General features: G+C 30.5%; 15 protein-coding genes. 13 read left to right on the top strand and 2 right to left on the bottom strand.

Features of this window, described 5'->3' with window-relative positions; genetic code table 11:
- Positions 1-74: 74 nt before the first annotated feature.
- From RT138_RS07215 to RT138_RS07190, 6 genes are all read left to right on the top strand, one after another.
- A complete protein-coding gene (locus RT138_RS07215) occupies positions 75-1,736 on the top strand; it encodes an NERD domain-containing protein (protein WP_313190118.1) in 1,662 nt (553 codons plus the stop codon).
- The gene (locus tag RT138_RS07210) at positions 1,727-4,063 is read left to right on the top strand and encodes a hypothetical protein (protein ID WP_313190117.1); all 2,337 of its coding nucleotides are present in this window, start codon (positions 1,727-1,729) and stop codon (positions 4,061-4,063) included. Before RT138_RS07215 ends, RT138_RS07210 begins: the two co-directional genes overlap by 10 nt.
- Positions 4,047-4,529 (top strand): hypothetical protein, encoded by a 483-nt coding sequence (locus RT138_RS07205; RefSeq protein ID WP_313190116.1) that lies wholly within the window; start codon positions 4,047-4,049, stop codon positions 4,527-4,529. Before RT138_RS07210 ends, RT138_RS07205 begins: the two co-directional genes overlap by 17 nt.
- A 178-nt stretch (positions 4,530-4,707) precedes the next feature.
- The gene (locus RT138_RS07200) at positions 4,708-8,277 is read left to right on the top strand and encodes a helicase-related protein (protein ID WP_313190115.1); all 3,570 of its coding nucleotides are present in this window, start codon (positions 4,708-4,710) and stop codon (positions 8,275-8,277) included.
- An 11-nt stretch (positions 8,278-8,288) separates the two neighbouring features.
- Positions 8,289-10,361: a DrmB family protein gene (gene drmB, locus RT138_RS07195; protein ID WP_313190114.1), complete on the top strand. Its 2,073-nt coding sequence runs from the start codon at positions 8,289-8,291 to the stop codon at positions 10,359-10,361.
- 1 nt (position 10,362) lies between these two features.
- Positions 10,363-11,430, top strand: a complete 1,068-nt coding sequence (locus RT138_RS07190; protein ID WP_313190113.1) for a hypothetical protein — start codon at positions 10,363-10,365, stop codon at positions 11,428-11,430.
- Here the strand turns inward: RT138_RS07190 and RT138_RS07185 are convergent.
- Positions 11,422-13,146, bottom strand: coding sequence for a DNA cytosine methyltransferase (locus RT138_RS07185; RefSeq protein WP_313190112.1), 1,725 nt, complete (start codon positions 13,144-13,146; stop codon positions 11,422-11,424). The genes RT138_RS07190 and RT138_RS07185 overlap by 9 nt on opposite strands.
- 1,518 nt (positions 13,147-14,664) lie before the next feature.
- On the opposite strand from RT138_RS07185, the gene RT138_RS07180 reads away from it, so the two are divergent.
- Positions 14,665-15,996: a metal-dependent hydrolase family protein gene (locus tag RT138_RS07180; protein ID WP_185211765.1), complete on the top strand. Its 1,332-nt coding sequence runs from the start codon at positions 14,665-14,667 to the stop codon at positions 15,994-15,996.
- 466 nt (positions 15,997-16,462) lie between these two features.
- Here RT138_RS07180 and RT138_RS07175 read toward each other — a convergent pair whose 3' ends face one another.
- Positions 16,463-16,858, bottom strand: coding sequence for a helix-turn-helix domain-containing protein (locus tag RT138_RS07175; protein ID WP_185211766.1), 396 nt, complete (start codon positions 16,856-16,858; stop codon positions 16,463-16,465).
- Between the two features lie 480 nt (positions 16,859-17,338).
- Between RT138_RS07175 and RT138_RS18880 the strand changes: the two genes are divergently transcribed.
- From RT138_RS18880 to RT138_RS07150, 6 genes are all read left to right on the top strand, one after another.
- Positions 17,339-17,806: a DinB family protein gene (locus RT138_RS18880; RefSeq protein WP_409529446.1), complete on the top strand. Its 468-nt coding sequence runs from the start codon at positions 17,339-17,341 to the stop codon at positions 17,804-17,806.
- Between the two features lie 654 nt (positions 17,807-18,460).
- Positions 18,461-18,898 (top strand): response regulator, encoded by a 438-nt coding sequence (locus tag RT138_RS07170; protein ID WP_312696095.1) that lies wholly within the window; start codon positions 18,461-18,463, stop codon positions 18,896-18,898.
- A 452-nt stretch (positions 18,899-19,350) separates the two neighbouring features.
- Positions 19,351-20,844, top strand: coding sequence for a PAS domain S-box protein (locus RT138_RS07165; protein WP_185211768.1), 1,494 nt, complete (start codon positions 19,351-19,353; stop codon positions 20,842-20,844).
- Between the two features lie 285 nt (positions 20,845-21,129).
- Positions 21,130-21,363 carry a hypothetical protein gene (locus tag RT138_RS07160; protein WP_093095646.1) on the top strand — a complete coding sequence of 78 codons (234 nt, stop codon included), beginning with the start codon at positions 21,130-21,132 and terminating at the stop codon, positions 21,361-21,363.
- 1,610 nt (positions 21,364-22,973) lie between these two features.
- Positions 22,974-23,666, top strand: coding sequence for a hypothetical protein (locus RT138_RS07155; protein WP_312696096.1), 693 nt, complete (start codon positions 22,974-22,976; stop codon positions 23,664-23,666).
- Positions 23,667-23,699: 33 nt separating this feature from the next.
- A complete protein-coding gene (locus RT138_RS07150) occupies positions 23,700-26,087 on the top strand; it encodes a TonB-dependent receptor domain-containing protein (RefSeq protein WP_185211770.1) in 2,388 nt (795 codons plus the stop codon).
- Positions 26,088-26,090: the final 3 nt, after the last annotated feature.

Here is a 26,090-nt window from a genome sequence, read left to right as displayed (position 1 = left end):
TTAGAGAAAGTATATTTAATATACGATTTTACAATTATATGTAATTTATTATCCTAATCTATTGTAGTTGTTAAATGCCAATTAAATTTTTAAATAATTATCCAGAGAATAATCTTGATAAAGTTATAGTTAAAAAAGACGGATCAGCTTTAAATGGTGAGATTTGGCTTTATCAGCAGATGTTGAACATTAATAATCAAGTTGAATTTCATGAAAATGACGAATGGTATTTTTACCACAATTATAACCTCTCGAAACATCCAGGGAGTAAAGGAAAGGTCGAAGGACAGATTGATTTTTTATTACTGAATAGAGATGGATTAATTGTAATTGAAGTAAAAGGAGGAAGTGTAAAAGTTGAAAATGGTTGCTTTTACTCTTTTAAAGATGAAGGTTTCTACAAAGCTCAAAATCCATTTATTCAAGCTAAAGAGTATGTAAGAACTTTAAAAGATTTGATTGGGAATTCTAAGCTATTTATTTGTAAGGCGATAGTATTTCCTCATACAAATAATTTTCAGTTAGTCGGACCAGAGTTAGGAGGATATAAACACTGCTTTTATTCATACTCAAATTACATAAACCTTGGAACGGATTTTGCAAAAACAGAAAGTTTCTATAAGTTCCTTAATGAACTTGTTAATGAGACCAAGAAAGTTGTCAGTAACTCAATAAATGCATACAAGGGAAATAATCATGTTTTTAATAATTTTCCAAGAATGTCACTTCAAGAGTTGAGAAGGATTAAAAATCAATTGTTCCCGAACCAAGCAGCATACAGTTACAATGTTGATACTTTAAATTCTGAATTAATCCTAAATACCAATTATGACATTTTAAAAGGTTTAAAAAAGAATAGAAGAGTTTTAATCCAGGGAAAGCCAGGTACGGGTAAAACAGTATTAGCACTAAAGGTAATAGCTGAGAATTATTTAAACCAAAAGACGGGGGTGATATTTTGTGCAAATTTACTCGTAAAAAGGAAAATCGAACATCTGCTCATTTCTGAGTATAGAATTAACTCAAGCTATATTTCATTTGAAATTTTTTCAAAGACAAAAGCCGAGGAGTATTTAGCCAAAGAATTAGATTACTTCATCTTTGACGAAGCTCAAGAGTATTTTGATGAAGATTTTTATGAATATGTAAATAAGTTTGATAAGAAAAATAATGCACCCGCGTTTTTTATTTTATATGATATTGATCAAACAATTTTGAGCGATACTACTGATTTAGGTTTTTATGAAGACTATTTTATTCAGGATGGATTTAGTCATTATTTTTTTGATAATGTTTTTAGAACAGCTCAACACCCACAAATCTATTCAGTTTGTAATGCCATTAAGAGATTAGATTTTGAATTTGTTAACAAAGAACTGGGAGAAAAGTATTTTCAAGACTCTGATACAATAAAGAAGTTGGAGTTTATCTCACGCTTTATTAAAAATAGTAGGGTTCATCCTAAAGATAAAGTGATTTTAATTGAGAAAAGTATATATGATGGCGTTAAAGAGTTATTAACGAATTATTTTGATAGCTATATACTTGAACTTTCAGAAAACAATATTAATGTATTTTCTGAGAAGATAAAATTTACCACCCCTATCAAGTATAGGGGGTTAGAAAACGAGGATGTACTTTTAATTAGTAGTACAATTTCAGATTTAAATCGTACTCAATTATATATAGGAAGTACTCGGGCTATGTCAAGTTTAAATGTGATGATATGGAGTTAATTGATTTTAAAAAAATTAACAATGTAGTTTTAAAGAGCTTAAATTTAGCTGATAACTTAACTCAAAATCAATTAAGTTATATTGGTGAGCTTTATTTCCGTTTCACGAAATTTAAAGTAGGATCACTGTATTTGAACCTGCCTTTTTTCGATAAAGAAAATATTCGGCATTTTGAAAAGTATATAAAGTATTTAGACCATTCTTTTAGAGTTTATTATCAAGATAAGTCAATAAGTTTATATGACTCATTTATTATTGACTTTTTTGATAATGAAAATGATATTTTGAACTTCAGTAAAAAGCACGAGCATGTTTCTCAATGGGTTAATGAATCTAATACTATCTATACACCTGACAATATTTTTACACCAGCATTTCATGCAATTGGTGAAAATGAATTGAGTTTTATAAAAAATAACATTCCCTTATACAAATCAATTCGTGAAGAAAATCTTCTTGCTGAAACTGTGATAATTAGTTTGGATAATAAAAATATTTATATTCAGGAAGAGAATAAGGCCATAGAATGTTTTAATAATGGCCTGTTTACTGATATTCGCCTAGATTCGGCAGGAAATATTGAATATTTTAATAACACATATGAAGAAATTAATGATTCCAATTCTAATGTTCAGATATTAGTTAAATATCCATATTACTCAAATATTGACCATCGTTTGGTTAGAAATGATGTAGATAGTTTCCATGTGTCATTTAGAAATCGTTTTACGATAAGAGATGCAAAAGATATCTTAAGTAATGATTTAATAATTGTACCCAATGAAATTATAAATAGGGATAACCCATTGGTTGATTTTAGTTCTTATTTTAATATTGTTCAAACAAATGCAGGAGCTAAAATTCATGAGTTACTTGCAAATATATTGCTCGATTGGAAAGATTTAGGCGTTAATAAATATTTGTATCCCTTTCCTAAATATTTTTTCCTATTTATTTGCAAAGTCGAAACAATTGATTTCTGGCGATCACTTTTCGAAAAAAACTATCCTTATATAGTTGATAAGCCAATTTATAAACAAATACTTGAACTATTAAGTTTAGTTTACGAGTTAGATTGGTCATCTATTTTTGTAGATAAAAATCAACATTTTGTTTTTCCGGATCTAAATAAGAATACACGTAGATCTACTATGCTAAAAGTTGCCTATGGAATCTTCAAACAATATCAAAATAAAATTAATGAAGAATCTACATTCAGTAGCTCTTTGGTTGCAGATAAGGTGAATATTATTTTAAACAGTTTTGATATTAATTTCCTTCTGAATGAAATTCCTCTAAACGAAAGAACATCAGTTAAGGTTGTTGTACCAGATTTTTTATTTTATAATATTAATCCATTTGGAATTTATCAATTATATAATTATCAATTTATATCATACTTCACTGCTATTCGTGAGGAAATTTTTCTTGAAATAGGTGAATACAAAGCCAGATGTATTGAGCGGAAAAATATTATTTTAGATAAATGTAGAACTGATTTAAAGGTATACCTCAAATCCATCAAATCTAAGGAAGATTTTACCGCATTAATTGCTGATGAGACTAAAACCTCTTTTGATGAAATTTTAGATGAAGTGGAGGAGGCTGATAAATTCAATATTTCGAAACCAGGTAAGACCGCTAGCTCGCAAAAAATATCAATCCATTTAAATGAGGACATAATGCATTATCAATCCGATTCTATGGTGTATGTTTTTAGAGAAAATTTTTTAAAAATTAAGGCCTTTAATCTGGTTGTAAACGACTTATTTTTAAATATTGGAAAAATAAAGAGAAAATTGAGAAGCGACTTTTTATTTCAATTAGATACTATTCCTAACAGTGTAAAATATTTTAAACATGATCTGTATCTGAAAGGTAATTCATTTAATAAATTAACGAAAATTGGACTTAAAATTAAGGGACAGGATTACTTTAATAACTCCTACATATCTATAGAAAGAGAGTTTGATTTAGAATCATTTAAACTGCCGCGGAAAGAAGATCGCAACCTAATATGCGAATTTTTAAATATCGCACCTTCAGAAATGCAAATAGCCTATGTGGCAAAATATAAGAATAGTAAAGAGTTTAAGCGATTATATGCTGAAATCTTAGATATTATTATTGATAGAGATTATATTAATAGAGTGAATTCTGATGAAGCAATAGATTCGATTATGAATATATTAGGTTCTAGTAAAATTGATTTTTCAGAGGAATATAGTGTGGAGGAGTTTGCAACAAATGTTGTAGAGAGTATATTAAACAAACTAGTAGATTATTTAGAACCAATTACGAATATACAGAATGAAATTAACCCATAGAAATAAAAGAGAAGAACTCGAAGGTTTTGTACGAGAACAACTCATAGGTCCAGGATCCTATAAGTTTAAATATCATTTTCAGTTTGATGCAAATGAGGATGTAAGTTTAAATGATTATGAGATAATTCCGGAGGTTCCTGCATACCAATATAGTACTGCTATTCTTTTTCCTGAAACAGAGGAAAAAGATGGATCTAAAGAAGAAAGTGATGAAATTGAAGGGGATGGCCTAGAAGGAAATACAAATACTTCAGCAGATAGTGATGAGATGAAATCTGATACAGTTGAGTCATTATCAAGTAAGCAACAGAATTATCCAACAGATTTTGGTTTATCGTTTGTTATAAAGGAAAACGCTAATATTAATGAGGATTTAGATGTAATATTCTCTTTTAGACGTTACGAAAAATTCACAAAAAAAAAATATAAGAGAGTTAGGTTACTCCATTTTAATCACAGAAAATGAAATAGACCTCGAGAATATTGTTAATCAATATCTTTCAGATTATCTTAAAGTAATAAAAAGAGATAATTTAACCTACATAGGTTTCAAAGATGCTTTTGATGTAGCGAATTTTTATAATATAGATTACATTAACTTAAATTATCTAATTAATAAGATAATTGTTGAGCCTTTTAAGCTATTGGTTGAAGACGATCTTGTAGAAGAACTACAGGAAGAAAAATCTGATCTAAAATACTATAAACTTAAAAGTAATGGAAGGAAATATTTTTCAATTGGAAGTAAAAGTTACAATGGCGAATCCTTTTCAAATATATATACAGTTTATGAAGACCAATTTATTGATTTTCTAAAAGAAAGACTTATTGTAAATTGCGAATCATATAATGGAATTAGAGATTTAATAAAAGGTTTTGAATTATACAATCAAATCAAGGATATTACATTAGATTTTAAGGATGTTTTAAAAAAGAACACCCCAAACAATGTTTGGAAATCTATTTCAGAATCGATAGTTCTAGATTTGCCAAAATACACTGGAAAGAGTGTTGAACGTCCCAAGCCTATTCCTGTCTCAAAAGATTACTCTGAATTAAAATTTGCTGTGCAATATCTTCGTGATAGTAAAAATGGAGGTATTTATGTTAAAATTATAGTGTCAAATAAAGCAAAGCTAGTTCTCAGACCGAACGAATTCCCTGGATTGAATAAGAAGGACGCAGCAAATCTAATGTCTTACTTTGGTGTTGAACTGAAGGTCATCGAAAAAAATATAAATACTTTAATTCCATACAATTCTCCTCAACTCATAGATTTTGATCAAGAAGATAATTTTAACAAATTATTGTATCGAAATTTTAAGGATTTTGGTGAAGGTTATAACACCTCAGTTAATTGGTCAGAATCAAATGGGAAAAAGTTTATAATTACAGATTTCCTACCTGCTCAGGATTCACCAAGAATTGGGTATTCCCCTAGCAAAATTAAGGATAGCCAGATTGTCTCACTATTAACAGATGAATCAATCTTGTCAATGAGAGAATTATCTACATTGTCATCTGCTAGTGATGCGAAAATTATTTCGAAATTAGAATTGTTTGTCGATGACTATCAAAGTTGGATCATTGACAAAAGGAATGAAATAATCGATGATGTGAGTAGGGAGCTCTTATTGAATCAGTTGAGAGCTTGTGAAGTTGATTATAATCGTTTGAAGCGAAATGTTGGATTGTTAAAATCAAACTTAGCGGCGATGACATCTTTTAGACTAATGAATACAGCTATGTTTATGCAACTGCATAACACAGTTTTAAAGAAAAATAACTCATTAGATTTAAAATCAAATCGACTAAATGAACATTATTACACCACAGTCGATATTGAAAAACCTTATAATTGGAGAGCTTTCCAATTGGCTTTTGTTCTCTTGAATATAGATGGTTTTGTTAAGCCACCAGTAGGGGATACAACAATTCAAGATGTATTTGGAACAGGTTGGCCCGAAAGAAATGAAATTGCAGATTTGGTTTGGTTTCCAACAGGAGGAGGTAAAACTGAAGCATATTTAGGAATTATAGCTTTTTGTATTAATTATAGAAGAATTTCAAAGGGTGAGGCGGGAAATGGGACAACAGTTTTAATGCGATATACATTAAGGCTACTTACTTTACAACAATTTCAAAGAGCCACAATTTTAATTTGTGCTTTAGAAGTTATTAGAAGGACTAAATTTACCATACCACATAATTATTCTCTTGGTACCGAAAGAATTGCAATTGGCCTGTTTGTAGGAGGTGACTCATTGCCTAATAAATGGACTGAAACAGGTGAGCGTAAAGGTATGAAAGAAAACTTGAGAGATATTTCTACTCAAATTTCAGAATATAGTAGCTCAACAGACAAAAAAAGTATTATTCTAAAAACAAACTTACCATTTACTGAGTGTCCTTGGTGTGGTTTTGATCTATTTATTGATGAATCATTACCAAATATTTCACCTAATCATTTAAGTGATAGTTATGGAATTAATGATACTCTTAATATCTGTTGTAATAATGTTAATTGTGATTTTCATAACAAGAATCGTTTTTTTGATCAGAGTGAAAGTATACCATTTTTATTGTTCGATGAAGATATTTATAAATTTCCACCCACTTTACTTTTTGGTACTGTAGATAAATTTGCAGCTTTAGCAAATAATGTATCAATTATTAATAATGAAAGAAGTAAAGATTCGAGTAGATTTTTCGGAAGATATAAAGGAAAAACTGAAAGGATACCACCAGATCTTATTATTCAAGATGAGCTTCATTTGTTATTAGGTCCCTTGGGAAGTGCCGTAGGATTATTTGAAAAAGCTATAGATTCGTTATGTACGTATGAAGATTATAATGGTATAAGCGTTAAGCCAAAAATCGTCACCTCAACAGCTACGACTAGAAACACCGATAAGCAAATTTTTGGATTATTTGGTCGAAGAAGTGAAATATTTCCTAAACAAGGTGTTACCGCAGACGATTCTTTTTTCGCATATTATGAACGCGATGCAAGCAACGTATTTCTATCTAATAGGAGATATGTTGGTATTTTACCTGTAGGTAAAACACAGGTTTGGATGCAATTAAGAGTCGCATCAATTGCTTTAGCTCATAGACTGCAATATATCAAGGATAACTTTTCCCTGGAAGAAATATTTACTAGAAAACAAAAATTTAAAGATGCACAAACAATCTTAGATTATTACCATACGGTATTATCCTATTTTAATAGTTTAAAAGAGGTTGGAAAGACTCAGTCTCAAATTAGTCATTATTTACCAGGAGATGTAAACTATGTAATAAAAAATACTATTCCATGGACCTTTATAGATAAACTCATTAGAGATAAAGATCAAATCTCTTATTCTGAATTAACAGGACGTTTGACTGGTGAAGAAGTTAAAACTAATTTATCTGAAATCAGTAAAAAATTCACCATAGTTAATGTTGATGTTAATAAGATTATTTTGAATACTTTTCAACCACCTGAATTAGTTATTTCAACAAACATGATTTCTGTAGGAATTGATGTTTCTAGGTTTAATACGATGATCATTAGTTCGATGCCAAGGAATGTGGCTGAGTATATTCAAGCATCAAGTCGCGTAGCTAGAGATAAGGATGGAATTGTGTTTACAGTTCATCACCCTTTTAGATCAAGAGATATATCACATTATCAAAGGTTTAAAGAGTTTCATGAGAAATTTTATAGTTACGTTGAACCGATATCGGTTACTCCGTTTGCAAGTAAGGCGTTGGATAGATATTTAGCCATGTATCTCGCCGTTATTGTACGTCATAACCTTGATTTTGGATTAACAAATAATACGAATGCAATAGAAATAGATAATGAAAGAGTAGATAGTATATTAAGTTACGTTGAAATCGAGATTAGTGAAATATTAAATAATGCAGTAAAACTAGAGAACTATTTAAAAGGTTCCAATAAACCTGGGTTTTCCTCATCAATTGATGGTGTTATTTCGGAAGAATCAGCTATAGAAATTATTACTAAATGTAAGACACTTTTAAATAATTGGATAGAATTAGTAACAAGTAATGTAGAAGAACAATTTTTTTTCAGGAATGATACAGCTCCAAATAGTTCGCTATTCACCTCTTTAACTGATAGTTCACGTCCATTAAAATGGAAGGTAGGATATTCACTAAGAGAAGTATCTCCAGAAGTAGTAATTAGAACTGTTCAACAATAAATAAAAGACTAATGTTTACATTAAATAAGAATACTCAGGCGAATGAATCGCTTAGTAAGTTTAAGTTGCTTTCGGCTTATGGAGGTGCAGGGTCCATATTGCATACCCAATATGGAAGTATTATTGTTTCTTGCATTGAAGAGTGGGGTTTTCTAAACAGAATTGATGAATTACATGTTGAGGCGATAACGATTAATGAAAAAGATATAAATCGTTATGTGAGGAACCAAGCGGCATTACCAAGAGAGGGAGGAATTGAGTTTTCTAATGACGATAGATTCATCTCCTTGCTTAAAGAAAAAAAGAAGATTGATAATCTTAAATATTTAGTACTTATACCAGATTTAGACTTAAATGAAAAATCCAATACAGTGGATTTTGGAAGTCAAAATTTGACTATAGCAAGTACATACATGCCAAAAGTTTTCTCCGATTCTAATTATATTCTAAAATCATATAGTAGTTGGCATTCAGAATGGATTGAAAAAAACAAAGATGATAAATATGCTAAACAGTTTTTCCCAGTTAAGAAAAAGGTGGAGTTGGAGAACGGAAAGTTTTTCTTTCAACAGTTGAAGCAGGATAATCTCGTACTTATATGTCCCGATGGTCATATTAGTGACTTTCCTTGGTCAAAATATTTAAAATGGAGAATACAAAACCCCCATGATCTCCAAAGGGAAATTGAACTTTTTAGTTACGAAAATTGTTGTATCGCTCCGAAATTATCAATTAGAGTAGCAAATTCCAATGCGTCTGGTTTTGATGGTAAATGGTTAAAATGTGAAAACAAAGGTTGTTGTGGTTCTAAAGGAACTTCATTAAAAGGTTTGTTTAGCATTAAAGTATTATGTCCAGGACATAAACCTTGGGAAGCAAGTGTTTCAGACGCAAATAATAATAGTTTTCTTTATTCAGGATCTACAAATTCTAGGAGAAATGAGCCACCAAGAGAAAAGTGCAGTAGTACAAAGGCAATGAAAGTTGCACTTACTACAGGAAATAATCTTTATTTCTCCAGGATAATGTCTAGTATTTATCTTCCTTCGGCCTTATTTAAAAATCAAATTGATTTGGATATCGAAAAGTTGGAACGAGAGAAGAAAGCAGCCGCCGATGCTGAAGATTTTGCCCTAGCAATAGATTTGCAAAATAGAATTATAGAATTGAAAGCATTGCCAAATGATGTGAAAGAAGTGGATGAAGCTGAACAAGACTTAAAGTATAAGTTTGAGGAATTTTCTGCTTTAAATAGCAAGACTGATGATGAAATAAATATTGACATTGAACATCTGAAGGTTAAAGATACAACAGTTAATTTGAATGATCATATTAGGGGATATTTTTCAAAAATATTACGGGTAGACAATATGAAGATGACTTCTACTCAACTGGATTTTTCTCGTGTTGAACCGTTTGATCCAGACCAAGGTATGATAGTTCAGGAAATATTTAGGCGTCGTCCAGAGGAGGTAATTTCATATCCTGCGATCGAGAATTACGGTGAAGGGATATTTTTCTCATTAAATCAAGAGCTAATTGATGAATACGAAATTGTATATAGAAAAGACTTGGATGAGTGGATATTAAAATTACCCAGTATTAGAGGTAGTTTTAGTCGTAAGATTATTGAGAAAGCTTTGAATGAAAACTGGAGATTGTATATGATACATACTCTTTCTCATATTATAATGAGAGAGCTAGAGTTTCGCTCTGGATATCCAACGGCTTCACTCCAAGAAAGGTTGTATGTTTCAAACCATGAGTCTTACAAAATGGCAGGATTCTTAATTTATACAGTAGAAGGTTCGGAGGGTAGTATGGGAGGATTAATAGCTCAGACGACCGAGAAGAATCTAAATAGCTTAATAAAAAGTGCTTTAACACGTGCTACAATTTGTCAAAGTGATCCTCTGTGTTGGACATCAGAAGGGCAGGGTTTATTTAATTTAAATTTTGCATCCTGTTTTTCATGCGGATTGGTTAGCGAGACTTCTTGTGAAGAACGGAATCTATATTTAGATAGAAAATTACTTGTTGACCAGGATTTCGGTTTTTTTAAGGAAGTTTTAGATCTTAAGTAATATGGCTTTTAAAACATTAAATAAAAACTTTATTTATCATGAATTAATTCGTCCTATGAGAGATTTGAATTCTCTAGAAAAAGTCGAGTTATACAAATTAATTCAAGCGGAAACTAGAATAAGATTAAGGAAATCATATGAACAATCTCATAGCGATAAAGAACAATTCTATCTAGATGCATTTGATGTCTTAGGTGAGTATGAAGGAGATTATATAATAATGAATCTTCTAATAGAATCACAATGGTTTTCTTTGTATAAGAAATTATTATTAAATATGAAGGAAAATAGAAAAACTTTTAAATTTAATAATGAAATAACTGCTTTTTTAGAATCTATTGAAAGCGAAAGATCTAGAAGAGGAGATTTGGATCAAGTAGAAGAGAAAAGGATAGCACTGAAGCATATTTTGATTTTTCTCGAAGATTTAGATGAAAGCAATAAAAGTTTCGTTAAGGATTTTTTTTCTTTTAACGCAGGATCAAATCAAATCATTAAGTCTTTTGTAACTACTTTAGTTGATGAAAGAAGACAAAATGATGAAAAATTTTGGATTTTTTTGCTTTTTAATAAGATTTGGAAAGAGTATTATTTAGATCGTAGTTTGCAGAGTGTACGTGGTGCTGTTTTTTACCGAGAATTGAGTAAATATGTAGAAACAGAAAAAGTAGCCATTGAACATCTTAAATTTCTAGATTTTGTAAATAGTAAATTAGCTGACAATTTCGTCTATATGGAGTATTCTCCATTTCACCTCGATGTTTTAGATTTTAAAGATAGTATACAAATGAAAAGATTTCATTTGGAATATCAAAATCGTATTTCTGAAGTAAAAGAAATAATTAGACTTAGTGACGAATCAACGTTTATGGATATTTTAAAGTATGTTGAAGAAAGGCAAATGTTTGATCAACGAACTACATCAATTCTTCAAAATAAAATATTGCAGTTTCAATATCCCGACTCAAAAGAATTGGGATATTTTAAAAAATTGTATGAAAAATATGGAGACTCTAATAAGGAAGCTAAGAAAATAGTTAAATCTCTTTATTTGTTTGAATTAATCTAATTTATTAATGATGGAAGAGATTTTATTTACACCATATAATGCCAAAAATTGTTTCAATGGAACCTTGTCCTTGAAATGAAAAACTTTTTTAAATTGTTGTTGATCAAATAGCTCATTTTCTATTGAAATATTATTTATGATACTTCTTAAATCATCTATTAGATATGTGGGCTCTTTTTTGTTATACTCTGATTTTTGTTGCTCGTACATTTTTTGCATTAAAGCAGAATCAGCGATTTTTTCTGAGAATCCATTATTAATGAATTTTAAAAATTTTTCTCCCTCTTTAATCTCCTTCTTTATAAAATCTTCAAGCGATTTGTAGAAACCATCATCTATAATTTGATGTTTGAAGTTAGCACCAGTGCCATACTGAATGGAAGTTAACCACCTACCATCAGGTGTGTTTTTTTCTTTTATATCAAAATTAGACAATGTCACTGTTAAGTTACCATCCTTAAGTGGATGCCTTCTAAACTTTGAGTTTTTTGTTCTTTTAGGAGGATTATCAAAGACAGCCTCTTTAAAATCATTTAGGTTGATTATCCCCTCAAGATTAACTTTTGTCTGCAGTTTTATCTCTGAAGGTGTTGTATAGCCATTTTGTTCTAAGAATTCTTTTGCAAGTGCTCGACTAACAGAAGGGCAAACTGCATTTCCGACTTGTCTCCACTTAGCATATAAGTTTCCTGTGAATTGATAAGTAATTGGGAAACCCATGATTGAGGCAATCTCACGTATTGTTGGTGATCTATATTCACCATCTCCAATTCTGTTATAGCCAGACTTATAGATAAGACCTTCTCTAGATGTGCCACTTTTTGTAGCGGTTACTGTCCTACTTGGTTTTTCCATATTTTCTGGGAAAGCCATTTTTCCCATACAATGATGATTAGTTTTGAGCTCCCTTGATTGCCTCCATTCGCACTCATAAAGACCGCTATCGTAGAAGTGATCTGTAAGATCTAAAGCACTAACTTTAATTTGTGGATATATAGGGTCTATAAAGTAACCAATAGGGTTAGTGAGAGTAGGGGAAGGCATTCTCTCAAGAAAATTACCCAATGTATTCCACTTTCTTAAACCGACACCAATTTCATTATGTGTCGGAGTAGGTAGTAAGAAGCCTCCTTTTTTGAATATTTCACCTGATACGGATCTTTTTCTAGCTTGATGAGAGCCATAGTCAGCAGAATTAATAATTGCTGTATTAGTTCCAACGTATAGAGCTTCTTCATTAGGATTTTTCCCAATAGATATTGCCCATTCTGAAAGATTAAGATCAGCGAAAGTATAATACCGTTGAAGATATTTTTTCGAATTGGCTACATTCTCCATATACCAACCCTCGAGGATCGAATCTTTTTGATGTTTCTTTACGGCTACGACTCTTAGGAAAGATTTAATCAGCGTAATACCTAGTCCCTTTTCTGCTTTGCCTGATTTATTTGATGAAGAAAAGCTAACGCAAGGAGGACTTCCTAAAATAACTGTTGTATTAGGAACTTTGTCTATCTCCTCAATTGAATTTAAGAAAACAGATATATCCTTTGTTTCGCAGTTTAGCTGATAGTTATGGTTATAGGTTTGAGTCGCAGGCAGCCAATAATCATACCCGTATAAAGTTTGAAAACCCATCTGTCGGAAACCCTCGGTAAATCCGCCTGCACCGCAAAAAAAATCTACTAACGTTAATTGTGGATGATTATTATGCACTCTTATATTAAAATTAAATTATAGAATTTGAATCAATAGAACATTTTAACGAATATAACATTAATTACAATAATATATGAACAGTTATATTAAGTCACTATAAAATTTAGAAAAATAAAATTATGGTTTATCAGACTTCTTGAATCATGATATTTTGATACTATTTTTATAAATAAAAATGCACCGCCCTAAAGGTGGTGCATTTTGTGGTGTAAGTTTTGTAACTGATTGATTATCAGTATTGATTGTGGAGATGATGAGGATAAAAGTGAAATTATTAATTCAATATTGTTTTTTCTGGAAGGGTTCAATATTTAGTTAGGTTGGGGAATTTTATAATACATGAATAAATAATAAAGGTGGGGAATAAATAATCTGCTTAATGAAATATTATTTTTATGATGAAATATTATTTTCCAAGTGACGGTAAAGAAATTAAGATATTAGAATTTCTCGAAAGTAAATGATAAATTATCATTTTGAAGGAAGTTGGTATGTATGAAATTCTTTTTAAGTAGAGTTTTTTCTTCTGTACCAAAGAAAACTGTTTTGATAAAAATTGCCACCATTTCTTTAGAATGGTGGCATTAAATTCTAACTGTTTTTTTATTTACTTATTAATACTACAAAAATATTAATAATTTGTTTAGAAATTGTTTTATCCATTGTGCATAGGAGCCATTTGATATTTTGGAAATTCTTCTAAATAAGAACATATTTGAATCCCTAGTCTATTTAAGAAGTCACAACTTAAATTTGACCAGGGATTCGATAGCTAGTGATAGTTAAATAATATTTTAATATTAAATTTTAATTCAAGCTAGTAATCTAAATTATATATAAAGAATTGAAAATACAAATTAGAAAACGAATCATTAAAAATGAGTTCTTTTAATTCGAACTAAATCACACAAGCATTTTCTTACTTTTAGGTTAGATAAATTCGATTGTGTATCGTTATCCAGCTAGTAATCCTTTTTGAAATATACCTAAGGGTAGGTATATTCTTTGTTAGATAGTTCATTTAATTTTGGCCCAATTTACGTACCTCAATAAATATTGAATATCAATTGTTAGTGGAGATAATATAAAAATAATCAATGAAATACTTTGATAGAATTGGATCAAAATTTAACTATTACCTATGCAAATTGAAAGAATATTTTTGGTCCGCAGGCTTTGAAGTGGATAGAGAAAATAGGACAGTAAGATTATTTTTCTATGCATTTATCATCTTAACATTATTTTCTATGGTCATTATGGTAATACTATTAATTTGTCAATAAAGTTTATAGCCCTCACACTTCTTAAATATTTTTATAGTAGTATTGTTCATTTATAAGGCTGATTTTAGAGTTAAAAGATCAGAATTAAAAATATAAGTAATAATTCTGAAAGTCTTTTTATAAAAAAATCGCTTTAAATGAATTTTAATCAAATAATTGATTTAAAATGTGAATTTTATTATATTATTCCTGACAGCAGGATTCCTGCGTAAGCCATCTAAAACTTAACTATATGAAAGCAATTATTATAACTTTATTCCTGATAATTAATATCTATCCAGCATTTTCACAACATGCAAATGTATTATTTGAAAATGTTAATTTATACGATTATGAGAAGGGCGCTTTATCAGGACCTTTTAACGTTTTAATTGAAGGAAATACCATAAAAAAAATTAGTCGTAGCAAGATTCCTGAAAATGGTAATAATTCTTTAATTATCCAAGGAAAGGGGAAAACATTAATTCCAGGGCTCATTGATGTTCACGTTCATTTAGTTTTTGGATCTTTAACCATGGGAGAAATGATGACAAATGACCTTTCTGAAGAGTTTGTTATTGAAAAAATTGGCTCTTCTTCGGAAAAAATGCTAATGAGAGGTTTTACAAGTGTCCGTGACGCTGGAGGGCCAATATTTCCTCTTAAGTTAGCCATAGACAATGGAAAATTGATAGGACCTAGGATATGGCCCTCCGGGGCAACAATAAGCCAAACCTCTGGACACGGAGACTTCCGTTCGGCGTCTGAACCTTCTAGACGTTTTACCGGGGTGGTTTCTCGGGCTGAAAGATTTGGAGCTACTTTTATTGCTGACGGTCGTGATGAAATACTTACAGCTGTTAGAGAGAATTTGAGATTTGGTGCAAGCCAGATAAAGCTAATGGCAGGTGGCGGCACTTCCTCGGCATATGACCCTATTGATGTAACTCAATACACCTTTGATGAAATGAAAGCGGCTGTAGAAGCTGCTGAAGATTGGGGAACTTATGTGACGGTTCATGCGTATACCCCGAAGGCTGTACAGCGAGCAATTAATGCGGGTGTGAAATGCGTTGAACATGGGCAAATGTTAGATGAAGAAACACTTAAAATTCTTGCCGATAAAAAAATTTGGTTAAGCCTTCAAAATTTGGTGGGTGATACCGATGACATGAGTGAGGAAAGAAAAGCCAAAAGGAAACCTGTGTTGGAGGGACAGGCCAAAGTTTGGCCCATGGCAAAGAAATTAGGTGTAAAATTGGCATGGGGAACTGATTTCTTGTTTGAACCGGAATTAAACGCTCAACAAAATCATTATATTTTAAGATTGCAGCAATGGTTTGAAAATTCAGAAATAATAAAAATGATCACAAAAGATAATGCCGAGTTATTGCAAATGTCTGGTTTGAGAAGTCCTTATTTAGGTAAATTAGGTGTAGTTGAGGAAAATGCTTTGGCAGATTTAATATTGGTTGACGGAGATCCTTTCAAGGACTTGTCGCTGCTGACTCAACCAAAAATGAAGTTTATTGTTATCATGAAGGATGGGAAAATATTCAAAGACATAAGTCATAGTGAAAAATGATTATTCATTAATTTAGGAACAATTAAATAATCATTTTTAAATTTAATTATTTGCTTTGGATTCGGTGACATAAAGGAAAACCCAAATGATTCAGTTATTTAATTATGGAATTAATGATCTCAAAATAAGGAATAGATAAGTATATATTAAACAGCAAAAAAATCCCTCGTATTAGACGAGGGATATGTGTTAACCCTAAACTACTAATTAATAAAGTAATTTTACAAATCAATATTTTGGATAGCTAAAAATAAGCAGAAAATCAATTCAATCCAAAGGATTTTTATCTTTCCTAAAAATTATCAATATATTTCTCTATAAAGTTTTTTTTAGAGATGTCAAATTTAATTCATAATAATATATGTGTGTAATTTAATTTTTAAATTACTTTTACTTTTTAATATTAACCGGTCTCCGATTTAAAAAAAGATTTAAAAATACTTTATTAATGTAGAAAAAATGGTCGTTATCTTTTTCTCCTAAAATAATAGGTTGGATTCATATCATAGGTTTTTTTTATATAGTGAGCAAACTTAAAATAGCTTGAAAAACCTGCCAATTTTGCCAATGAGGTCAGATTTAATTTTGAATTTGGTTCAAATTCACCTATCATATTCTCAATAAAACTAAGTCTAAGGTCGTTTATGTAATTTGGGAAGCTTTTGTTTAAATTTTTATTGATAACATAAGAGATATATTTTCTATTAAAACCTAAGGCTTTTGCTAAATATGCTAATTTAATATCTCTTTGTATAAATCCATTCGTTTGTTCCCAATCCTTTAGTAATTCTAAAATTCTATTCTCAATATCAGGGCTTAAATAATCATTATGTTTATTTTGAAGGTCCAAATTATTTTCCATGTATATTATTTTTAAGGTCAAATATAAAGGTTAACAAAATATATTAAAACAATTAATTCAACATCAGTCCCTTTATTAAATATATATTGAGGTTAATGAACTTAATTATCAAATACAAAAAGATATAATTATTGGCAATTGATATAGACAATATTAAAAAATAATAATGAAACTACTAAATGCACTTTTTACTCTAAATGTTTGTTATACCTTAAAAGAAGATGAATTGAAATAAAAGTATGATGTATTTTATAGTATTTTAAATATGATTTATTTTACCATATTATCCATTTTTACAATAAAAGGGTAACGAACGACGAATATGATTATACAAATAAAATTTTAATGAGCTATGTTTTTTTGAAATTTATACCAATTTATACCATTAAAACTTGACCAACTTAGTTGAAAATTCCATGTAAAATAAGGTAAATTCATTATCATGACTATTTTATTGAGTAATATCTTTTATATTTATTAATGCATTTACATCAAACTTCGGATTGTTTTCTAAATGAAATGTTTGATTATAATCGTCATTGTAATCATGAATTGATTAAATTATTCTTGCTTTATCAAGATCAGGTTTCAGAACAATCAATAAAACTTTTAAGTCACATATTGAATGCACATCGAATCTGGAATAACAGAATAATGCAAAATAATGAACATTGGGAAATCTGGCAAATACACTCTGTACCTATGATGGGTGATTTAGATGAATCTAATCATTCGATATCAAAACATATGCTGCTAAAGCATAATTCTTTAAAGATGATTGATTTCCAAATGAAGGACAATAATGATTATAGTTGCATGATTAAGGATATCATGTTTCACATTATTAACCATTCAAACTACCACAGGGCTCAAATTGCTACTGAACTTCGTAAACAGGAAATTGAACCAATACAGACCGATTATATAAAATATAAATTGTTGATTTGAAATTTCCTTTAATTGATTGATGGCAGTGTTCTTAATATTTAAAAATCTGGAAATAATTTATTAAACTCAGCATTGGATATTCTTTTATGAAAATGAATTTGAATCGAAAGGTATGTAAATTATCATGAATAGTTTTTCTAAAATCGATTTTTCATTGTTAATCATTTTCGTTCCTACTATTACTTAATTCGGATTATGAGGATTGTTTCATTCAATGACCTAATACATAAAAAAAACCTGACAGATCGAGGAATTGTCAGGCTAAGGCGTAATATTTAGAGTATGTCGTTCTAAAGGAGCCTAAATATAATAAATATAAAAGACCAATGAAATTAAATTATAAAAAATAACCCAATGGACTACTCCATTGGGTCCTACCAAATGTAAATTATGCAACTAGCTATTTATACAAATATAAATAAAATTACAGAGGTATTGTTAACATTTCCATTATTGAGAACAGAGCTTGTGAACAAAAAAGTATAGTTATAATTTGTGAAATAATGATTAATATTTCATTGGATCTTTTGTCCTAACTTCTCTTTAATATATGTATCGTAAGAATTCAATATATTTAAAACTTTATAAATTAGAAAAGAATGAGTTTTTGAAAAGTCATTTTTATTAAAAAATTGGTAAGACTTAATGTGTTTAATGATGGAAAAATCAGAGTTATCGGCAGAAAAGGAAAAGATTTTCGAAATTATTTTGATTGATGATGATAGTATATTTTGCTTCCTTGTTTCAAAAATGATTCAATCATTTACCAACATGAAGATTGACCTGAAAATTTTTTCAGATGGAATTATTGCTCTTAACCATCTAAATGCGCTCCATATCAAGGGAGTCGCGTTTCCAAATGTTTTATTAGTGGATATTAATATGCCACTAATGAATGGCTGGCAGTTTTTGGAAGAGCTTGAAAGCATGAAAATCTCTGCTGGAATCGATGTACCAAGGGTCCTTATCGTAAGTTCTTCTGTAAGCCAGGAAGACCTAGCTCGTGCAAATAAAATTCCTTACATAGAGAGGTACTTGACAAAACCCTTTACCGCAGAGCAACTTTTTCAAGCATTAAATGTGTCCAATTGAATGGCACAGAATAATTAAAAGTTTATAAGATTTGGTTTAAATAGTGGTTAAGATAAGATATTCTCAACACACTTCTCTTTTGGTTTCTATAATTAGTTAATTCATTTTAAAATAATGTTTGTGATTTGTTGTAATTAATCATATGATCATTTTGACTTTTCTTCAATTAGCCACTTTGTTAATTCTCTGTATAAAATTGAGATACCATCGGAACCCTGAGGTACTGCTGAATGAATTGATTATTAGATTTGATATTGAATACAATCTGAAATTTTAATCTCGTTCTGGTTAATATTCCTTAAAAGAAATACTTTCTGGAAGGATTTTGAACTAAAACTTTAACCCTTATTTATTTCTATGGAAAGGACCAAACTTTCGTTAGAATAGCCCGAATTTGGCATTAAATCTGAAAATTTATATATTTTTGCTTTTCCGTGGAAATTCCAAAAATTATGAAAGATGAAAATTATAGTCTAGAAAATTATAAATTAAGGGAGAGGATCCTTGAGCTAGAATCAATTATTTCCTGCTTTGATGATATAGTTTTTGTGGTCTCTAGTGACGGTACAATTTTGGATTCTTGGACTCTTCAACCACAGGAACTTTTTTTTGACCGTGATAGAATTTTGAACATTCCGATTGAAGACCTTTTTCCGGAAGAATTTGCCTCAACTATGGTGGATATACTTGAAAAGACCATCAGGACGAAGAAGAGTCACCAAATAATTTATCAATCGCCTGTAGAGGCTTTTAAGGGAAGTTGGTTCAGATTGAAGACTAGATTTATGGAGAACTTTCCTGGAAAAGTGATGGTTGTTATTTCTAATATTACCAAAGAGATCGAACTTCAATACGAGGTTGAAATGGAAGAAGAGAAGTTCAATCAAGCTTTTATGCATTCTTCCATTGGAATGCTCTTGTTGGACGGAAGAATGAGAATTGTCGAACAGAACCGAGCTCTTTTGGAAATGTTAGGGATGGAGGATGAAAAGACTTTCCGGCACAAGGGATTTTCTGATTACATCCATCAAGACCATATTAAGGAATTAATGGTCGCAGTTACGGATTTAAGGTTGGGAATTGTTCATAAAGCTGTTGTTGAAACTAGGGTTTGTACTAAAAATGGAAAATACTTATGGTGCTTAATTTCTTTTTCTTCTGTAAAAGATCAAGACGGACAGGTAACTTATTTTATTTGTCAAATCCAGGATCTTTCTGATTTCAAGGAAATTGAGAAGAAATTAAAATTCCAGAATTCGGCCCTTGAAAAAATAAATTTTGAATTGGAAATAAAGATTAAACAGCTTGAAACGATAAACCAAGTGCTTGCACATGATTTAAGGTCGCCTCTTGCAAATATTGAAATGATTACCGAACAATTAAAAACTGGCACTAAGTCTAGGCAGGATCGGAAGTACCTAAACATGATTTTATTGAGTGGTAACAAATTCAAAAATCATTTAGGTAGGATGATTGATTTTTTGGAAAGTTTGGATTCCTTGGATCATAAGTTTAAATGGAATGAAGTTAATTCTATTTTTAAGGACTCTGTAAATGAATTGGAAAAGCAAATAAAATGTAGTGGTTTCAATATTATTAAACAATCACAACGCACAATGTTTTTTTTCCCAATGAAATATTTGAAAACTCTTTTTAAATATGTCATTTTGTGCAGCATAAAGGAAACGGGTAGTGAGAATAGGGCATCGCTATTGTTTAACGAATCTGAAAAAACATTGAAACTCCATATCAAATCCAATAACCAATCTGAAATGGATCTATATAATTATAATGTTGCGGCAGAAAAATTAAAAGAAGTAATGACCGTGGATTTTTTCATAGCTAAGCACCAAGTATTATCCGTAGGTGGGTCAATTAAATTTTTACAACCCGATTCACAGAACTATATTCTAGTCATCAAAATGCCTGATAATTACGTGGCTTAATGTTTAAAGAAGAGTTTGTTGGCTTACTTTTTTGATGGATATTTTCCATAAAATAACTCTAAAAATATGAGGGTGTTACATTTTTACCAAGTGTAATTTTCAATTTTTTTGTATATCAAAGTATAAAGATACCATTTGAATTTTCTTACTAGCGAGCTAAGGTGTTTGTTGGTTAAATTTCACCATTGCCCCATATTTTTTGCTTTTTTTGCAAAAATATTGATAATCAGTTCGCAATTATTTATTTTGCAAAGAAATCACCATTAATAAAACTATTAATTAGTTATGAAAAATTACAATAAGGGTCAAAATCTTTCTAAGGTTTACTCCCCTCCAAACCAAGATTATTTGGATATTTTACAGATTCAAGCATTGAAAATAGGGGAGTTAGCAGGATCCTTAGAAGGGGAAAAATTAATAATTGAAGGTTTAGGAAAGTGGCCAGAATTAATAAGATTTGAAGTTCATAGGTTTCAAGAGTCCATGCAGCGAAATGGAGAGAGTATTCCACTTCTGTGAAATAACTTATGTTTTATGTATTATAGTGAATATTTAACATAGTTTAAAAAAGAATATTTATCTTCGGATTTTTAAAACGTAGGTATTACATTTATTGGAATGAAAAGATTTTTATATAGGAATTGTAAAGCAACTCTTTTGTTCATAGGAACTTTTCTCATCGTATTCGGTCTTCTCATGCATTTTATTAAATAATCTGCTGACGGAATTTAAAACGATTATGGCTCCATTCATATTTTTGGACAAGATATTTTCGTAATAATAGTGGTATGGGTCATTATTCGACTCGTTATCAAATATAAACTTCAAACTTTCAAAGAATATATATTCTAAAATATATAGTGATTTTTTGAAGATCCTAAGTAGACCATCTCAATTATAAAAATTTATCTAATTACTTAGCTAATAGTTCCCAATGAAGGTGCTTCACTACCATTAGCAAAAATATTGTCACGTGTTTATTCCATATGAAAATAACTATTGGCCCCTGAAGGTTGGTAAAAAACTAGATGTAATTACATGATTGATGTGGAGCTAAGATTGAAAAAATTCAAGAAAATAAATGATCATGGATGGTAAAAGGAGTAATAGGAACTTTCAGTGTTTATATTGGGTATTTTTGTAATGTTTTGATTAATTCTTGATATTTCAGGTGAATCTAAAAAGGCTAACTTCTTTTGTTTTTCAATTGAAATAATTGGTTATTAATGCACATATATTTAAAGGTTAAAGAAAAACAACAATAAAGGTCCAATAACTGGATTGATATTGGACCTAAACTGAAATAATCAGAAAGCTTTGAAGATTTAAATATAGAAAAAATACAACATAATATCTTTAGTAAAAAGTCCTATCTATTTTAATTATATTCCCGTTAGTTGATAAGATTAAACAAAAACTGGACAACTTAAGTAGGTAATATATGCAAAACTTAAAATAATCTTTGATTTCAATCCTCTACTTTCATCTTGTCAAAGTTTCAGATTATTGATAAACTGAATGGAATTTGCCGCATAGTTCTTTATTTAAACCTAATGTGTATTGTTTTAATAAAATTATGCCATAAGGCTTTAGGATTAATTAGTCTTATATCTATTCATCTATTCTAACTCCCAAAATTCTATAGTTTTAACGGATTACGGCTCTCGTTAGATTTTAATAAATCGTAAAAAATATTTGAATTTTGCTGAAATAATACTTTATATTTGCAACTGTTTATAATTGGTCTAAATAAAAACAATTGTTTCGTTTATTAGGTAATTTGAATGTAAAATAAGATTGATCCAATTCCTATTTAAACAAAAGAGCGCCATACGTAAGACGGTAATCTTCGTATGACGCCTTCTTAAACCAGCGGTAACTAGTTTAAGAATCCATACTCATTCGTATGGGACCTTCAACATGCAATTATGGAAGGACATGCAATATAGGAAAATTCAAACAAATCTATAGCTGTTTGATAATTTGTCGTATGCTGTCCTTTCATATTCTTCAGATCGATTATTGATAATCTCAATGAAGAATAGAGAACAGATAATTAACAATTAAACGTAAAAGAATGCCAAAGCATTTTTTTTAAAAATTACAGAACGACAAATTCTTATAAAAACATGAAAACCATAAAATTATTAATTATTTTTTTTGCCATTTTCGGATTTAAAATGGTTAGTGCCCACTCCCTGTGGATTGAAACAACACCTTTTGGCGAGAAGAATAAAACCCAAAATGTTAGAGTTTATTTCGGTGAATTCATTCATAATTTTATTGACCCAATCGAGAATTGGCATTCAGATGTTCACGAATTTAAATTATATCTAATTTCACCAAGCCAGCAAACAACAGCAATCCAAGCAACTGAACATCCAGATTATTTTAGCGCAACTATTTCTCCAACGGAAGAAGCTGTTTATATCCTTGAGGTTGGACATCCAGCAAAAGAAGTCTTTGGAACATCAGCTTCTGAATCTACTGTAAATTTAATAATTCAAGAAAGGAGAAAGTCAGCAACTCTCACCGAGCTATCGTCGACTTTAGATATTGAACCAAAGTATCACTATGTAAAGGATGTTTTCCAAGACATTAAACCCAAAGATGGACCATTTTTAGAGGCTAAAGTAGATGTGGTATTTCCGAGTGGATGGATTAAAAAGTTCAAAGAAAATGGCAAAGGAAAGATCTGCTTTAAATCTCTAAAAGCCGGAAAGTACGAGGTTGCCGAAACGGAGAATACAAAGAAAATCAGGTGTAGCAAATCCATCGATAAGCATTGGAGCACAAACACTTCATTAATTCTTGTTAACTAACACAAACAGCACGAATCTCTAAAAACTTAACAAATGAATTTATTTGGTTTAACGTCGCTGTTAATCACTGATATTAATCTTAATATACAAGTGCTTAATCGATTTCGCAGAGAGCTTATCTTACTCTTATTTTTGCTCTTAAGCAATATGGTCCACTCACAGAGTAACTTCAGCCTAACCGGGACCGTTAGGGATAATCATAATCGAACCATTGAAGGTGTTACTATTCGATTAGCGGGGCATACGGTCCTAACCGATAGTTACGGCAATTTTAAAATTGAAAAAATCAAAAATAGCTCTTTTGAGATTATAGCTAAGGCGATTGGGTATGATATCTTTAAGAGGAAGATTGAGATTAAAGAGGGAAATAATCATCTTGATATTTTACTTTTTGAAAAAGACCAAAAAATTGAAGAAGTATCAGTGACTGGGTTAACCAAGCCCCAGATTACCAATCGCATGGCCTTTAACGTGACATCCATTGATGCTAAAAAGTATTATAACAGTACTATAAATATTTCTGATGCTTTAGATCAAGTGCCTGGTGTACGTGTCCGAGAACAAGGAGGATTAGGGTCAAATCTGAATTTAGCAATAAATGGATTTTCAGGAAATCATATTCGCTTCTTTATTGATGGCGTGCCAATGGATAACATGGGATCCACCTTTCAAATGAACACCATTCCAATCAATTTAGCGGAGAATATTGAAGTCTTTAAAGGTGTAGTTCCAATTTGGTTAGGATCAGATGCACTTGGAGGTGCAATAAACATAGTAACTAATAAATCTAACAGAAATTATATTGATGCTTCTTATTCATATGGATCATTCAATACCCATAGGACTACAATCAATACAGCAGTAACGAATAAGAGTGGGTTAACCTTTGAATTAAATGCCTTTCAGAATTATTCTGACAACAATTACAAAGTATTCATTAAAAAGCATAATAACAGGAGAGACAACTACGCAAATGATACTGAGGTAGAGCGATTTCATGATCAATTTCATAACGAATCTATCATTGCAAATTTTGGTTTGGTTAACAAATCATTTGCAGATCGGTTGGTATTTGGGATTACCCTTGGTCATAACTATAAAGATATACAAACTGGCGCCAGGATGGAGTCGGTATTTGGAGCCTGGCATCGAAAAGGAAATATTGTAATGCCGAGTTTGAGATATAGCAAGAATAACCTTATCAAGGGATTAGATGTTATGTTGAATGCGAATATAAACCTGGGTACGGAACAAACTATAGACACAGTTGCAAAGCGATTTGATTGGTTTGGGGACACACATGCAGGCCTTCCATCCACATCAGGAGAGCGTTCAAGGACCATGTATAAATACAAGAATAGGGATGGTATTATCACGGCAAACGCAAATTATAATTTAGGTGATAAGCATGTTTTCACGATCAATAATGTATTCAACACATTCAATAGAAGTGGTTCCGATGAATTAAATCCTCAAAACAATGAATATGAATATGCCAAGCTATCACAAAAAAATGTATTAGGTTTTGGCTATCAAATAAATGAAGAGGGACGTTGGAGTGCCAATATTTTTGGAAAATTTTTATCTCAAAATAATAAGAATGGTAATTCAAGTTCTGTCAATTCAAGTCGGTTCGGTTACGGAACTGCGTTATCCTATTTCTTAGATACCAACTTACAATTGAAGGCAAGTTATGAGTTAACCAACAGAATGGCGACGCCATATGAATTGTTTGGGGACGTGGAAAACCAAGACGCGAATACAAATCTAAAACCTGAGAGCAGCAATAATATCAACTTTGGTATTATGTATCAATTTGATATAGATAGGAACGATCATTTTGGGATCACTGCCGGGGTGTTATATAGAAATTCCAAGAATTTTATTTACCAGCGATTAAATCAGAATCAGAGTAAGTACATGGCTGATAACCGTGAAGGAGTACGAACATTAGGTGCAGATTTTGAGTTGCAATATTTTCATAAAAAATGGTTGTCAGCATCTACAAGCTGGACCTATCAATATTTGCAGAATATGCAGAAATATGAGAATGGGTATACTGAGGTGAGCCCAGTTTATAAAGATCAAATGCCTAATATACCTTACTTATTTGGGAACCTAGATCTAAACGTTCATTTGCCAGTTTTTTCTGGTTCTGGAGATAGGCTTAAAACCGGATACAATCTACAATATATTCATGATTTTTATCTGTATTGGCCTAGTCGAGGAGAGACCAAAAATACGATTCCTCAACAGTTGAGTCATGATTTTAATATTGTTTACAGCTTTAAAAAAGGCCGATATAATATAGGGCTTGAAGCAAGAAATATTACGAACGAGCGATTATATGACAATTTTAGTATGCAAAAACCAGGACGAGCATTCTATCTGAATCTACGATACTTTATCAATAAAAAATAACAA

The organism is Sphingobacterium sp. (genome assembly GCF_032065005.1).
Taxonomy (GTDB): Bacteria; Bacteroidota; Bacteroidia; order Sphingobacteriales; family Sphingobacteriaceae; genus Sphingobacterium.
The sequence above is the reverse complement of the archived record's forward strand: the minus strand, read 5'-3'. Positions and strand labels throughout refer to the sequence as shown.